Genomic DNA, 14,358 nt, shown 5'->3' on the forward strand with positions numbered 1-14,358 from the left:
ATAGAGACAATATACTTTTATCTTATCCGCATTTAACTCAAAGTATAGCCATTAGTGAGTATCCTGTAAGTTACAAAGCCATGCTTACTTCGTATAATTAAAAATTGCAAGATCAACTTTAAACTATGAGCATTAAAGACAACATTTTATACTTCGACGAGCAACTTAGAAATACCCCCTGCAGACTTGTAGCCGTTACCAAGACCCATCCCATAGAAACAATACAAGAAGCCTACAATGCCGGCCATCGCCTGTTTGGAGAAAATAAAGTGCAGGAGTTAGTTGATAAAAGAGACAAACTGCCACACGATATTGCCTGGCACCTGATTGGTCATCTGCAAACAAACAAAGTAAAACAAATCGCGCAATTTATTGATACCATTCAGTCAGTAGACAGCCTGAAGCTGCTGGTGGAAATAAATAAGCGTGCCGAGCAGTTTAACCGCACCTTACCTGTAAAGTGTATGCTGCAAATCTCCATTGCCGATGAAGAAACAAAGTATGGCATGACCACGGATGAAGTAGAGGCGCTGCTGCAATCCGAGGAGTACCGCCAGATGAAGTACATACAGATTACAGGCGTAATGGGCATTGCCACTAACACAGAAAATGAGCAGAAGCTACGTGGCGAGTTTTGTTACCTACGCGAATGCTTTGATCATCTAAAAGAGAAATTCTTTATTGCTAACGATGACTTTAAAGAGATCTCGATGGGTATGACTTCAGACTGGAAACTTGCGCTGCAGGAAGGTAGCACAATGATACGTGTTGGTAGCGGTATTTTCGGGAGCCGTAACTACAACCGCTAAGTGTAAAGGTTTTGTTAAGCCTGAAGGGATAGCTTTGTAAAGCTGGGTATCTAACACCTTAAAGCCTAAAACATATCCTGATGCGGAAGCTTATACTTTATTTTATACTTCTTATCTTTTGTTGTGCATCGTGTAAATCAATAAAACCGTTGCCTATGAACACTACTGCGGCTACTCAACTTCCTGCCTTCGATTTGGAGGGTCACCGTGGCGCGCGCGGCCTTATGCCCGAAAACACCATTCCCGCTATGCTGAAGGCGCTGGAGTTGGGCGTTACCACCCTGGAAATGGATGTGCATATCAGTAAAGATGGTCAAGTGTTGCTGTCTCACGACCCATACTTTAACCGCCAGCACGAATTACTGCCGGATGGTCAAGAGATTTCTAAATCAGAAGCAAAAACTCATATCCTATACCAACTCACCTACGATAAGATAAAACGCTATGATGTAGGCTCTAAGTTTTATAAGAATTTCCCGGAGCAGCAGCTTCAAAAAGCATATAAACCTCTTTTATCCGAAGTTATTGATACTGTGCAGGCCTACATTGCCGAGCACCAGCTGCCGCAGGTATACTACAACATCGAGACCAAATCTAAACCATCCGGTGATGGAAAATATCATCCGGTCCCAGCTGAATTTGTGGAGAAACTAATGGCTGTTATACTGCAAAAAAAGGTTGCCCCTTATGTAGTTATACAGTCTTTTGATGTGCGTACACTGCAGGTGCTAAAACAGGAATACCCAGCTATAAAAACCTCGCTTCTCGTAGAGAATCTCCAAAGTATGGATCAGAACCTCGAAAAGCTAGGCTTTGTACCTGATATTTACAGCCCATACTACAAGCTGGTAACGCCAGCCATGGTTAAGAATGCACACCAAAAGCGTATGAAAATAATCCCCTGGACCATTAATAAGCTGGAGGAAATGAAAGAGCTAAAAAATATGGGCGTAGACGGTTTAATATCAGATTACCCTAACTTATTTAAGCAACTGTAACAGAGTTTACTAAGAAAACCAGCAGGTAAGCTAATGTAAATTATAAGAAGCATATCTTTCTTGTACGCTCAAAAGTATACACCTTTGTATCAGATAAAACATAAAAAAATTAAAACCATGACTCAAAGTGCAGCCGACAGCGAAAAAAGTTATAAGACGTTTGTAAAGACGATCGTAGAAACGAACAAAGTTTGGGGCCTTGCCAAAGACGATACTTGGGCTACGTCAAGCTCTGCTGAGTTTGAAGACACCGAAGTTATTTTGTTCTGGTCTGATGAAGCCGGTGCCAAAGCATGTGCTGAAGACGACTGGGCAGATTACATGCCAGAGTCTATTTCTGTGGTTGAGTTTTTAGAGAACTGGTGTGTGGGTATGTACAGCGACGCGCTTCTGGTGGGACCTAACTGGGCAGCTGACCTGAGCGGTAAAGAAGCAGAGCCGCTGGAGGTAGCGCTTGATGTTGTGCAGGAACTGAAAGAAAAAGGTAAAACGCTGGAGTTTACACAATATGACAGCCAGCAAGAGTTTGAGGAGCAGGTAATAGAGGCGCTAGAGGGCGAAGAGTAGAATACGAATCGATTTTATTGGGATGCTACATCAGTTAAAGAACTAGACAAGAAGTCTCTTATAGCTTCTGCAGTAACCGGATTTTACTTAATTGCTTTAGTCTGGTTTCATGCAGTGATTTTTGAAGCTTTCTATGCTGTAACAGGTATTTTACTAAGCATTTCATCTCCCATTTTAGCACTAATCATACTTTTTGTGCTCACAGCACCTACAGGCATCGTATTTAGTAATCTTCTTAGCAGAGAAAAATTACCATACGAAAAGGCACTTATAGCAGGAATGATTACTAACTATACTTTCAGCTTTGGCCTTTTTCTACCTATTTTTATAGTAGGCAGAGCCAGCATGTCATTATACTCCGTTGTTGGAATAACATTTTTTACAATACTTTTCGGATTTATCCTGTCAGCACTAGCAGCGGTACTAAATGACAAAATCTATCCTGAAAGAAAAATCTTAAATTAACGTGACGCAAAAAACTATACTTCTGATTGCCAGCGCGCTGGGAGGTTTAACTGTAGCCATAGGCGCCTTTGGAGCACATGCCCTTGCTAAGTTACTGGAGAGTACCGGCCGGGTAGAGACCTTTGAAACTGCTGTTAAGTACCAAATGTACCACACACTGGCACTGCTGGCGGTGGGCCTACTGTTGTTTAGAGTGGAGCAGCCAGCGTTGCAGGTAGCTGCCTGGTGCTTTTTTATAGGAATACTTATTTTCTCTGGATCGCTTTATGTGCTTACTCTTACAGGCATTACCTGGCTGGGCGCGATTACTCCGATTGGCGGCACTTTATTTATTGTAGGCTGGGGAGCACTTTTCTATGCTGTTCTTAAAGCACTTTAAGTATAACCAACTTTAAAAAGGAAAGGCTGCCAATACATGGCAGCCTTTCCTTTTTATACCTATGTGCTAATGCAACTTATTGTTTTGCACTCGCAGCAGCTTTTTCTTTGATGTTGGTTACAATATACACATACTTAGCGCCGTCCGCTGAGTTAGAGTGCACAGTTATTGATTTCTTCTGCTGGCCTAATCTGCCTGCACTATTATACTTCGCAGTTACATAACCAGTCTTTCCTGGCATTACAGGCTCTTTTGTCCAGGCTGGGGTGGTACAGCCACAGGTAACATCTACGCGCTCAATTACAAGAGGCTGTGTACCGGTGTTCTTAAACTTGAACGTGTGCTCTACCACATCACCTTGTGTGATATCACCGAAGTTGTGCTCAGACTGCTCAAAAGTAAGGGCCGGGCCATTTACTGCTTGCTCCTGTGGAGCAGTAGTTTTAGCTTTTGCTCTCTCCTGAGCAGAAGCACCACCTGCAACAAGCGCTGCAAACACGAAAGAAAGAAGTAATTTTTTCATTTTATAAAGGGTTAGCGTTAATGCGATAGCTATTATACTAAATATGCAGCTAAAACGATGCAAATTAAAATATCTTTTGTCAGCTAACTAATAATTGAGGGTTAAAGTTCAGCAGATACAGTTCTTCAGATGAACGTGTTAAAGCCGTATACAGCCACCTGGCAAACTCCTCGTTCACCATATCATCTTTCAAAAAACCCTGATCAACAAACACGGCTTTCCATTGGCCACCCTGTGCCTTGTGGCAAGTAAGCGCATAGGCAAACTTAACTAGCAGCGCGTTTAAGTAGGGGTTTTTCTTCAGTTCTTTATAACGATCACGCTTATTCTTGATATCCATGTAATCCTGCAGCACTTCTTCGTAAAGCTTCTTGTTCTGGTCCTGTGGCAAAGCAGGAGCATCAGTGTAAAGTGTATCCAACATAATCTTTACCTCCTCTTCCTGCGCATCCGGGTAGTCTATAAATCGCACACGCACATCGGCAAACCTAAAGCCATACATATCTTCGTACCGGATAATCTTAGTAACCTCCACAAAGTCACCGTTGGCCATAAAACCTATATCAGAATCCTTTGGCAGCCAAAAATAGTTGTTACGCACGATCATGAGGTAGTCGCCTACGCCAATCTCATCTTCGGCAAAGAAAATGCGCCTGCGGATGTGCTGGTTGTAAAGGTTTGCCATTTTGTTGGAACGGCAAATTACAATAGTGCCCTCCACACCATACTTATCATAAGCATAACGTAAACCATCCTCCAGCTTCTCACCGGTCATTTTGTAGATGTCGCGCCAGCCTTTAGTAAACAGCTTGATCTCCAGGTTTTCCTGCTTCATCTGGTCACGCAGCTGCGTGGCGTTCATCAGAATACCCGATGCTTCAGCCTGGCGCATTACCTGTTTCAGCTCCATCTGCTGCACATGGCAACGGAAGTTGCTCTTCATATACTCAGCATCGAGCGAAGGGCTTAGCGTCTGCCCCACCGGCGGCAGCTGGGCAGTGTCACCTATCAGCAACAGCTTGTTATTCTTTTTTTCGAACACATACTGCAGCAGGTCCAGCAACAGGCCATTTTCACCGAAACCACTTTCATCCGATATCATAGAGGCCTCATCCACGATGTAAACCGTGTTATCAGACTTGTTCGGCATTCGGGTAAAGGTCAATCCTTCAGAGAATGGGTTAGCTGTTTGGCGGTATATTTTCTTATGGATAGTATGCGCCGGCTTACCGCTGTAGCTCGACATTACCTTAGCGGCACGGCCTGTGGGTGCCAGCAATACATACTTATAGTTAAACTTGTTCAGGATTTTTACCAGCGAGGTGACTACTGTGGTCTTTCCGGTACCGGCATAACCCTTAAGTAAAAACACCTGGCGCTCCTGATCCTTTGTAAGTATGAACTCATCCAGTTTTGTGAAAAGCTTCGCCTGGTCCTCGGTTGGCTCAAAAGGAAAACTGGAACGTAAGGCTTCTACTGGACGCATTAGTTTGAATTATAAATGATGAATTAAGAATTATTGGGCACCTAAATCGTTAAAAGCTCAAATGTTTAATCACTAACCCAAATCAATAGTAAAGGTAAAATCCCTCTTAAGAGTGTCTGGGGCAGGTTATACCTATTCTGGCTTTTAGCACTCCAATTATACTGGCTACACAACAGAAAATATGTTGTTATAAATCCTTGGCGTTAGTTAAAAAGACGATTACTTCGTAGCTATCAAAAGGCAAAGTATTGCGTCACTACATCCCATACTTTTAACTTCCAAACTCTTTTAACTTTCTACCTCTTTGACTCTCTTGGCTATATCCTCAGGGGTGATGGTGGCCATACTTGTTGTAGCCTTGGCTATGAGCAACGGTTCTGCATCACCTTTTACCACGTATACTTCGGCTTCGCAAAAATTGAGTTTACGGCCCTGCTTTATCACGTAGCCCATAGCAATCAACTTATCTCCTACTCCCGGATGAAAGTATGAAACTTTGATTTCAGCAGTTACCACATGATGGTTTTTGGGTACAAGGCTCACAGCAGCGAAACCAGCCACGATGTCGGCTAGTGTAGCAATTACGCCTCCGTGGGCAAATCCTTTGTGCTGTTTATGCTTTTGCTCAAGTATAAGTTCGCCTTCTATGCGGCCAACTTCTATCTTTGTAATGTTAAAGCCCATGAGCTTCATAAATTCCTGCCGCTCCAGCTTAACACGAATGTCCTGTTCAAAATCAGGATTAAACGTTTGTATCATTTCGTAAATTTACGACCAAACCCTTTGCCTCACAAGCATGCCAAAACTAAATCCGAAAGCCCTACCTTACGCAGACAATCTTCGTGTACGTGTGTGTGGCATCTGCATTACCGATCATAAATTGCTGCTGGCAAAACACGAGCATACTATTGGCAATAATGCCTTCTGGGCGCCTCCGGGCGGAGGATTACTTTACGGCGAAACCATGCAAGACTGCCTGAAGCGCGAGATGCTGGAAGAAACCGGATTGACTGTAGAAGTGAATCGCTTTTTGTTTGTAAATGAGTTTCTCCAAGCTCCCCTGCATGCAATTGAGTTCTTCTTTGAAGTAAAAATAACAGATGGCAACTTGATGACCGGATCAGACCCAGAAGTTGAGCAGGAGCAGCAATTAATAAAAAATGTACAGTGGCTTAGCATTAAAGAAATTCTGGCTATACCCATACCTGATAAGCACCGTGTACTGCAGCACCTTATCTCCCTGGACGACCTCCTGGGCTTGGATCATAATTTTATGGCAGGCAATTAGCTTTGCGGCTGTTTGCCATATTTTTTTTATACTTGCAAAGGCACTACTTAGCTCAATAGGCATTGCTATAAAATCTATACCTTGAACACTACTAGCATCCACTTCAGGCTTTCCCATAAAATTCAGGACGAAGCGTTCTCCCTGGCTCAGGTTTCTACATGTAATCTATACATATCTGTTAGCCATAAAGCTATTAGGCTGGCTGTAGTAGATACTAACAGAAACAAATTTGTAGTGCTTCAGGATTATGAATTGATATCGGTTTTTAACCCGCAGCAAATAGCAGAACAATTGCTGCTGATAGCCACCGACAGTCCTCTGCTGCAAGAGAAAAACTGGCTTACTGTTAGAGTATCTGTTAGTAACCAGCACTTCACCTTAGTACCCGAAACGCTTTACGACCCTGAACACCAAGTAGATTACCTGCGTCTGCATGCTCAGGTAAACCACCATGAGGTAATTATGGCTTACAGGCACAATGGTCTGGAGGCCATGAATATTTTTGCCATTGATGCAGCCATTCATGAGGCTATACTTTATACTTTTCCGGAAAGGCAAGTACAGTTTGTACACCAAACCAGCGCACTCACTAAAAGTATACTGATGCAGGCTGATCGTACAGCACGTAAAATTTATGCGTTTATAGAGCGTAACTATGTAACGGTATTAGTAGCAGGACCTGCCGGTTTAGAGTTCTGTAACATCTTCCATTACCTAAGCCCGGAAGACTTTATTTACTATGTAGTATTTGTGATGCAGGAAATGAAGCTAAACCCTGAGCAGGAAACTATAACCGTGTGGGGCGATATCACCCACGACTCCACCCTATTCTCGACTCTGCAAAAGTATATCCGAAACGTAAAGCTTGGCAAAAAACCCGCTGATGTAGAATACAGTTATAAGTTCCAGGACTTGTTTGAGCACCGGTACTTTGAACTGTACAGCATGCACTTGTGTGAGTAAAATTGATTACTGCTTATCTAGTTGTTATGGAGGTAATTAACTATAACAGATTATCAGGAGTACATTCCTAATAGAATTAGACAGAGCGTACAAGCATCAACTACAGCAAACTTTATACATCACAAAACAACCAACAATTTAAAAATCAACAAATAAGTTCATGAAACGCATCGCTCTCTTCCCAGGATCATTTGACCCTTTTACTAACGGCCATTATGACGTGGTGCTACGTGGTGCGAAACTGTTTGATGAAGTGATTGTAGCCATCGGAAATAACAGCAGTAAGCAACGCTATATTCCGGTAGAGAAGATGGTAGAAGTGATGACACGCCTGTTCGCAGACCAGCATAACATCAAGGTTGATACTTTTAAAGGATTAACTGCAGAGTATGCCCGTGAAAAAGGCGCTCAGTTTTTATTGCGCGGCTTACGCAACACCACAGATTTTGAGTACGAAAACACCATAGCCCAAGCCAATAAGCACGTAAATCACGATCTTGAAAGCGTTTTTCTGATCACGTCACCACAACTTGCCGCCATCAGTTCCTCTATTATCCGTGAGATTCACCGTTTCGGAGGCAATGTGGATGAGTTTATACCTTTCCGGTTTTCTGAGATTGCAGATAGTGTCTTACGATAAAAGAAATAGAAGTATAGGCATTAGGTAGCACCTCCATCACCTCTTCTGGTGTCATCCAGCGAACTTCCTCAATAAACTCCTCTGCCTGTGGCTTCATGAGGCTGTCGTCGGTGCAATTCATCAAAAACCAACTGGTCTTCTTCAGTATCTTTTTGCCCTTGTAAGCATAGGAATGCCAGGTTTTTGGCAGCTTCTCCAGCACCTCTACCTGTATGTTGCACTCCTCCTCTACTTCGCGTAAGGCGCCTGCTTTTACTTTCTCTTTCTTATCGAGCTTGCCCTTCGGCAGGTCCCACACGCCAAGGCGATACATCATCAAGATCTTGTCATCTTTTATAACAAGTCCGCCGGCTGCTTTTACTATTTTAAACTGATCCTTCAGGTGCGCTATCAGGCGTTTCTTTTTATCAGCAACGAGCGTCAGCGACTTCAGTTTTTTCAACTTTTTAACTTCCATCAGGCGCACCAGCCTGTCAATTAACACGGCGTCAGCATCTTTTATGAGCACATCTCCCACCAAATCTTTAGAGGTAAAGTGGTCTGCTGCCTTCAGAATAAGGTCATACTCATGCTTATACGTCTTTTCAGATGCTTTCTTAAGGATCAGGGGAATATCGTTTATAAAAACGTTCATGCAGTTTGGTACGTCAGATGAATGCGAAATTTACACAAATAGATAAAAAAACCACGTTAATCAAAACCTCTAAACTTAAAAAGGAAGAATATTTACGTAAATTCGACCCATGGATTCTACGAACACAGCACATCAGGTAGCCTCATACTTGCTAGAGACAGAGGCCGTAAAACTAAGACCAGAGCAGCCGTTTAAGTGGAGCAGCGGCTGGAACTCACCTATTTACTGCGATAATCGCGTTACGCTCTCTTTCCCCTACATCCGTAGTTATATAAAGCAGCAGCTGGCAGAGCTCATCAAAGAAAAATATCCGGATGCCGAGGCCATAGCCGGTGTAGCAACAGCTGGTATTGCACAAGGTGCACTGGTGGCTGAACTGCTGGAGATGCCTTTCCTGTACGTTAGGCCTGAACCTAAAAAGCACGGCATGGGCAACCAGATTGAGGGCAGATTGCTAGAGGGCCAGAAGGTGGTGCTAGTAGAAGACCTAATCTCCACTGGTGGAAGCTCGCTTAAAGCAGCCGAGGCAGTAAAGGCAGCTGGTGCCGAAGTAGTAGGTATGGCCGCCATTTTCACCTATGGTTTTGCCGTGGCTGAAGAAAACTTTAAGAAAGCCGGAATATCACTGCATTGCCTAAGCAACTATAATGCGTTAACAGAGGCAGCACTTGCCAATGGTTACATTCCGGAAAGTGCCATGGATGCTCTTGCTGATTGGAGGAAATCGCCAGAGACCTGGAATCAGGATTAGCAGTGTTCATATAGTTGCCAAGATCTCGCAGCGTCTGAAGGTCCTGCGAGCGCCTGGATAATAACCTCGGTTTTTAACTTTTGCAGTCAAACTACCCATGCCCTCCTTTAAACAAGGAGGGGAGTTTTGCCGTTACTGACCAAAATATAAGTTTTGTAGCACAGCCACAACGTGGGCAGGTCGCAACCTGTCCCTGCAAAAGATAAATAATGCTCATTCGGATTTCTTAATTCGAAAGGTAGCAGTAGTGCCTATACTTTGACTTTTGGCTATTCAACGCTATATTATACTTCATCCAGAAAATCAGTTTAAATTAGTTTAACCCCTAAGTTCATTCTGTTCATCCTAATATCCTGATCATGAAAATAGGCCTCCTCTCCGATACCCACTCCTACCTCGACGACCAAATCATACGCCTGCTCTCTGACAGAGACGAGATATGGCATGCCGGCGACTTTGGGAGTATGGAAGTATCTGAAAAACTAAGTGAGATAGCGCCGCTGAGAGGAGTTTATGGCAATATTGATGATGCTGCCATCCGCCAGGTGCACCCAAAGGTTAACCGATTTACTGTAAATAGGCTGAATGTAATGATGACACACATTGGCGGTTACCCTGGCAAATACCACCCTGATGTGCGCCAAATTATAAAAGATAACCCACCACAGCTATACATTACAGGCCACTCGCACATACTTATGGTGATGACGGACAAAAGCCTGAACAACCTCCTGCACATTAACCCAGGGGCGGCCGGCAAGCACGGCTTTCACAAAATCAGGACAATGGTGCGGTTTGACGTGGAAGAAGGCCAAGTGAAGAACCTGCAGGTAATTGAGCTTGGCAAGCGGGCATAAAAAAAGTGTGCTTGCTATAGCAAACACACTCTGAAATCTTTCAGTAAACCCGCCAACCTAGCTTAGTCAGCGTTGGCAGGCAGATGGTATACTTCGCCGTAAAAAGACTACTCAGCTGAAGTTTCTTCTGCTGGTTTGTTTTTTGGAGCTTCACCGAACTGAGCTCTAAGCTCGTCCATATCTACGTTTTTGATAACTGGTGTTAACAACAGCTGCTTAATTCTAGCAACCTTGTTGTTTGCTCTTGCCTTATTTTTACGGTCTTTTCTTTTAAGTCTAGTAACTCCCATCGTTGCAATTATTAAATTTGAAGGGCAAAAGTAAAATATTATTTTTACAAAGTAAAGTATTTTTCTGAATCTAATTGATATGAACATAACAGACCTACGCTCCGACACCGTCACAAAACCAACTCCAGAAATGCTAAAAGCCATGTTTGCGGCACAAGTTGGCGACGATGTGTACGGAGAAGACCCAACTATAAATGCACTGGAGGAGAAGGCCGCAGCCATGTTTGGTATGGAAGCCGGCCTGTTCTGCCCTTCCGGCACCATGACCAACCAGATCGCTATAAAAGTGCACACGCAGCCGCTAACAGAGGTTATTTGCGATATTACAGCACATATACATCAATACGAAGGCGGTGGCATTGCTTTTAACTCTGGTGCTTCTACAGCCTTGGTCCATGGCAACCGTGGAAAAATGACGCCTGCACAGATAGAGTCCAATATTCGTCCGTTGGATAACATACATTTTCCGGAGACTAAACTTGTAGCGCTAGAGAACACCTGTAATAAAGGTGGAGGTACATTTTATACTTTAGATGAAATTGCAACCATTTCGGAAGTTTGCAAGCGCCATAATTTAGCCCTACACTTAGATGGTGCCCGTGTTTTTAATGCCTTGGTTGCCTCCGGTAATGCTGCAAAAGACTACGGTTTATACTTCGATAGCATTTCCATCTGCATCTCTAAAGGACTGGGCGCTCCGGTAGGTTCTGTGTTGCTGGGCAGCAAAGAATTTATAAAAAGAGCCAGACGCGTGCGCAAAGTATTTGGTGGTGGCATGCGCCAGGCCGGTTACCTTGCTGCAGCCTGTATTTATGCCTTAGATAATCATGTAGAGCGCCTCGCAGAAGACCATCGCAAAGCCAAAGCTATGGAAGAAACGCTGCTGCAGACAGACTATGTGGAAAGTGTGCTGCCTGTAGAAACAAACATCGTGATCTTTAAACTGAACCAAAAGTATACCGATGCTGACTTTGTTGCTGCACTTTCAAAAGAAGGTATCCGTGCAGCAGCTTTTGGCCCCCAGATGATCCGCTTTGTAACTCACTTGGATGTAACCGACGAGATGATGGAGCATACGCTGCAGGTGCTAAAGTCGCTTAGTAAGCATCAGGTAGAAGCATAATTTATTGTCATTTCGAACGCTAGTGAGAAGTCTGGAGTATTTCATGCCCCACACTATTTCGGATTTCCCCCGATGATCGAAATGACAGACTCTTTTGTAATTGAGTTTATTACAATTCATAATTAACAATTCAGCATTCATAATCACACTAAAACTATGAGCTCCTCTCCTGCCTACCCATCTGCCGAAGTGATGGCCGTTTTGTCCCAGGACCCAATTATTACCGCTATAATTGAGCAGGGACAATCACTGCAATCCTCCAAATCCGAAGATCTATACTTTAAACTGCTAGGCTCAATCGTATCGCAGCAGCTAAGTACCAAAGTTGCGGCAACAATATTCAGAAGATTTAGAGAACTGTACCCGGAGAGCTATCCGCATCCCCAACTGGTGCTCCAAACACCTGACGAGACTTTACGAGGTGCCGGACTTTCATTTCAGAAGATTGGCTATGTGCGCAACGTGGCTGTTTTTGCATCGGAGGGTAATTTAGAGCACGCTACCATAGATGCCATGCCAGATGAGGAATTAATACAGCACCTGACGCAGATAAAAGGAGTAGGCCGCTGGACAGTAGAAATGCTGTTGATGTTTGCGCTAGAAAGGCCAGATGTATTGCCTGTAGATGATTTGGGAATACAGAATGCTATGAAGCGCCATTATGGTTTAACAGAGGCAGGCAAAGCCTTAAAACTACGCATGCAGGAAATTGCCGAAGTATGGCGCCCTTATCGCACCATCGCCAGTAAGTACCTGTGGCAGTCTCTGGATAACATGCCAAAGTAGGCTTAGGTCAAAGTGATTAGACTGATTGCGTTGGGCTACAGTGCTGCTAACAATCTCTCTAATAAGCCTAAACCGTTTAATCTGTAAGTTCATCGATTTACTTCATGCAGCACTTTTCTCCTGCTCTTTTGCGACCTTCTGAAGCATCTTTAGCACCAACTCTTCAGATCCCGATAAGTTTTTGTTTTTAGAGGCGGTGGCTTCGTGTTTTTGCAAGTAACGCAACAGTTTATCTTCTCTAAACAAGTTTACCACCTCCGGATGGATATAATATTTGGTACAGACACTTGGGGTATTACCCAACCCCTTAGCTACCTGCTTTACAGCCTCTTTTATACATTTTTCTTTACCTAGTTCAGGGTTCTCGTCAAGCACGTTTTCCAGGCACTCTACCATGCGCACAGTGCCACCCCAGGTGCGAAAGTCTTTAGCAGTAAAGTCATACTTCGTAGCCTCGCGCAGGTACTCGTTCACATCACCAGATTCCAGCGTTTGCCGTTCTCCGTTCTCATCAAAATATTGGAACAGGTCGTACCCAGGAATATCACGGCACTTTTTAACCAAACGGGCAAGTCTGCGATCTTTAAGGTCAATTTCATGCTCCACACCCTTTTTGCCTTTAAAGGAAAACTTCACAGTGCTGCCATTAAATTTTACATGCTTGTCGCGCAGGGTGGTAAGGCCATACGATTGATTTGATTTGGCATAGTGACGGTTCCCAATCCGGATCAGAGCATTATCCATAATAGAAAGCACCAATGCTGTTACCTTGCGGCGGTCCAAATGACGGGACTTGATATCCTGCTCTATCTGCTCCCGTAGTTCGGACAGACTCTTGCCAAAAGTGATCATGCGCCCAAACTTTGTCAGGTTGCGCGCCTGCTGCCACTGCTGGTGGTAAATGTACTGCTTGCGCCCTTTGGCATCGCGACCAGTTGCCTGCAAATGTCCTTTAGGATGTTTTGATATCCATACTTCTGTCCAGGCTGGTGGTATTACCAAGGCATTCAGTCGCTCCAGCGTCTTTTCATCTGTAATTTTCTCACCTTTATCATCCAGGAACTGAAACCCTTTACCAGCTTTTTTGCGGGTAAATCCTGATTTGGTATCGGATGTATAGCGTAAGCCGGCCCCTGCAGCAGATTTGGTTGGGTCGGCATATAATTCGTGCACTTCGTTCTTTCTTGCCATCTTCAGAGGCTCCATTTCATCACCTCAAGCAAATCATACTACAGTTTACCTTAAAAGTTTTGCGTCGGTCATACTTTAGATGTCTTGTGTTAGTATCGTCGGTGGTTCTCTTTTATATTTGCGGCATCACCTTGTACTTTAAACGCCCTTACCATGCACAAAAACTTATCCTATTTATACGCCTTTTTTGGTTTCTTTATGCTGGCCTGTGGCGTAGTGGCCGTAGACCTTGCCGGAGAGCAGGCAAATACTGCTTTAATAACCGGAGCCGTGGGTGGTTTAATGGGACTCACAGCAGGCCATTTCCTGAACCGGGGGCACCGCTGGGGATTTATACTTGGCGCTGTAGAAGCAGGTATGCTGACACTTATACTTGGCTGGCGCTCTGCCACTTACTTTATTAAACTGCTAGGCATGATGCAAGGTACACAGGAAACAGCTACCACTGAAAAAGCCGGAATGGCTTTTTTACTTACAACTGCCATGCTAGTGATCGCCTTGCTTACCTTCGCAGTGTCAGTAATGTTTGCGAAACAGGTTTTAAGAGAAACAAAATAGGGTTTCGTCTATATTATTTTTGATTTATATTATCTTGTGTTATCTTGTTT

At 43.8% G+C, this 14,358-nt stretch carries 19 protein-coding genes; 13 read left to right on the forward strand and 6 right to left on the reverse strand.

Features of this window, described 5'->3' with window-relative positions:
- Nucleotides 1-125 precede the first annotated feature (125 nt).
- The 5 genes from WG943_RS07525 (at nucleotide 126) to WG943_RS07545 (ending at nucleotide 3,218) form a co-directional block, all read left to right on the forward strand.
- On the forward strand, nucleotides 126-809 hold the full coding sequence (locus tag WG943_RS07525; RefSeq protein WP_340407892.1) for a YggS family pyridoxal phosphate-dependent enzyme: 684 nt from the start codon (nucleotides 126-128) through the stop codon (nucleotides 807-809).
- A 155-nt stretch (nucleotides 810-964) separates the two neighbouring features.
- Nucleotides 965-1,807 (forward strand): glycerophosphodiester phosphodiesterase, encoded by an 843-nt coding sequence (locus WG943_RS07530; RefSeq protein ID WP_340407894.1) that lies wholly within the window; start codon nucleotides 965-967, stop codon nucleotides 1,805-1,807.
- A gap of 117 nt (nucleotides 1,808-1,924) precedes the next feature.
- A complete protein-coding gene (locus tag WG943_RS07535) occupies nucleotides 1,925-2,374 on the forward strand; it encodes a DUF2750 domain-containing protein (protein WP_340407896.1) in 450 nt (149 codons plus the stop codon).
- 114 nt (nucleotides 2,375-2,488) lie between these two features.
- Nucleotides 2,489-2,839, forward strand: a complete 351-nt coding sequence (locus WG943_RS07540) for a hypothetical protein (RefSeq protein ID WP_340407898.1) — start codon at nucleotides 2,489-2,491, stop codon at nucleotides 2,837-2,839.
- A gap of 1 nt (nucleotide 2,840) precedes the next feature.
- Complete coding sequence (locus tag WG943_RS07545; RefSeq protein ID WP_340407900.1) at nucleotides 2,841-3,218, forward strand: DUF423 domain-containing protein; 378 nt, start codon at nucleotides 2,841-2,843, stop codon at nucleotides 3,216-3,218.
- 76 nt (nucleotides 3,219-3,294) lie between these two features.
- Here WG943_RS07545 and WG943_RS07550 read toward each other — a convergent pair whose 3' ends face one another.
- From WG943_RS07550 to WG943_RS07560, 3 genes are all read right to left on the reverse strand, one after another.
- Nucleotides 3,295-3,741 carry a DUF1573 domain-containing protein gene (locus WG943_RS07550; RefSeq protein WP_340407901.1) on the reverse strand — a complete coding sequence of 149 codons (447 nt, stop codon included), beginning with the start codon at nucleotides 3,739-3,741 and terminating at the stop codon, nucleotides 3,295-3,297.
- A 79-nt stretch (nucleotides 3,742-3,820) separates the two neighbouring features.
- Nucleotides 3,821-5,227 (reverse strand): ATP-dependent DNA helicase, encoded by a 1,407-nt coding sequence (locus WG943_RS07555; protein ID WP_340407902.1) that lies wholly within the window; start codon nucleotides 5,225-5,227, stop codon nucleotides 3,821-3,823.
- A 288-nt stretch (nucleotides 5,228-5,515) separates the two neighbouring features.
- On the reverse strand, nucleotides 5,516-5,986 hold the full coding sequence (locus WG943_RS07560; protein WP_340407904.1) for a PaaI family thioesterase: 471 nt from the start codon (nucleotides 5,984-5,986) through the stop codon (nucleotides 5,516-5,518).
- 37 nt (nucleotides 5,987-6,023) lie between these two features.
- On the opposite strand from WG943_RS07560, the gene WG943_RS07565 reads away from it, so the two are divergent.
- From WG943_RS07565 to coaD, 3 genes are all read left to right on the forward strand, one after another.
- The gene (locus WG943_RS07565; protein WP_340407905.1) at nucleotides 6,024-6,515 is read left to right on the forward strand and encodes an NUDIX domain-containing protein; all 492 of its coding nucleotides are present in this window, start codon (nucleotides 6,024-6,026) and stop codon (nucleotides 6,513-6,515) included.
- An 81-nt stretch (nucleotides 6,516-6,596) separates the two neighbouring features.
- Nucleotides 6,597-7,478, forward strand: coding sequence for a DUF3822 family protein (locus tag WG943_RS07570; RefSeq protein WP_340407906.1), 882 nt, complete (start codon nucleotides 6,597-6,599; stop codon nucleotides 7,476-7,478).
- 160 nt (nucleotides 7,479-7,638) lie between these two features.
- Nucleotides 7,639-8,118: a pantetheine-phosphate adenylyltransferase gene (coaD, locus tag WG943_RS07575; protein ID WP_340407907.1), complete on the forward strand. Its 480-nt coding sequence runs from the start codon at nucleotides 7,639-7,641 to the stop codon at nucleotides 8,116-8,118.
- Here coaD and WG943_RS07580 read toward each other — a convergent pair.
- Nucleotides 8,072-8,752 carry an NUDIX hydrolase gene (locus tag WG943_RS07580; RefSeq protein ID WP_340407909.1) on the reverse strand — a complete coding sequence of 227 codons (681 nt, stop codon included), beginning with the start codon at nucleotides 8,750-8,752 and terminating at the stop codon, nucleotides 8,072-8,074. The two genes, coaD and WG943_RS07580, sit on opposite strands and share 47 nt — an antisense overlap.
- Nucleotides 8,753-8,861: 109 nt before the next feature.
- Between WG943_RS07580 and pyrE the strand changes: the two genes are divergently transcribed.
- Both pyrE and WG943_RS07590 read left to right on the forward strand, forming a co-directional pair.
- A complete protein-coding gene (gene pyrE / locus WG943_RS07585; RefSeq protein WP_340407911.1) occupies nucleotides 8,862-9,503 on the forward strand; it encodes an orotate phosphoribosyltransferase in 642 nt (213 codons plus the stop codon).
- A 359-nt stretch (nucleotides 9,504-9,862) separates the two neighbouring features.
- Complete coding sequence (locus tag WG943_RS07590; RefSeq protein ID WP_340407912.1) at nucleotides 9,863-10,360, forward strand: metallophosphoesterase family protein; 498 nt, start codon at nucleotides 9,863-9,865, stop codon at nucleotides 10,358-10,360.
- Between the two features lie 107 nt (nucleotides 10,361-10,467).
- On the opposite strand, the gene WG943_RS07595 is transcribed toward WG943_RS07590, so the two are convergent.
- Nucleotides 10,468-10,737, reverse strand: coding sequence for a hypothetical protein (locus tag WG943_RS07595; protein WP_340407914.1), 270 nt, complete (start codon nucleotides 10,735-10,737; stop codon nucleotides 10,468-10,470).
- On the opposite strand from WG943_RS07595, the gene WG943_RS07600 reads away from it, so the two are divergent.
- On the forward strand, nucleotides 10,730-11,773 hold the full coding sequence (locus tag WG943_RS07600; RefSeq protein ID WP_340407915.1) for a threonine aldolase family protein: 1,044 nt from the start codon (nucleotides 10,730-10,732) through the stop codon (nucleotides 11,771-11,773). The two genes, WG943_RS07595 and WG943_RS07600, sit on opposite strands and share 8 nt — an antisense overlap.
- Before the next feature lie 156 nt (nucleotides 11,774-11,929).
- Nucleotides 11,930-12,559, forward strand: a complete 630-nt coding sequence (locus WG943_RS07605; protein ID WP_340407917.1) for a DNA-3-methyladenine glycosylase family protein — start codon at nucleotides 11,930-11,932, stop codon at nucleotides 12,557-12,559.
- A 102-nt stretch (nucleotides 12,560-12,661) separates the two neighbouring features.
- Here WG943_RS07605 and WG943_RS07610 read toward each other — a convergent pair whose 3' ends face one another.
- Nucleotides 12,662-13,750, reverse strand: a complete 1,089-nt coding sequence (locus WG943_RS07610) for a DNA topoisomerase IB (protein ID WP_340407918.1) — start codon at nucleotides 13,748-13,750, stop codon at nucleotides 12,662-12,664.
- Nucleotides 13,751-13,903: 153 nt separating this feature from the next.
- Here WG943_RS07610 and WG943_RS07615 point away from each other — a divergent pair, with 153 nt between their 5' ends.
- On the forward strand, nucleotides 13,904-14,308 hold the full coding sequence (locus WG943_RS07615) for a hypothetical protein (RefSeq protein ID WP_340407919.1): 405 nt from the start codon (nucleotides 13,904-13,906) through the stop codon (nucleotides 14,306-14,308).
- Nucleotides 14,309-14,358 lie beyond the last annotated feature (50 nt).

This window comes from Pontibacter sp. H249, from assembly GCF_037892465.1.
GTDB lineage: Bacteria > Bacteroidota > Bacteroidia > Cytophagales > Hymenobacteraceae > Pontibacter.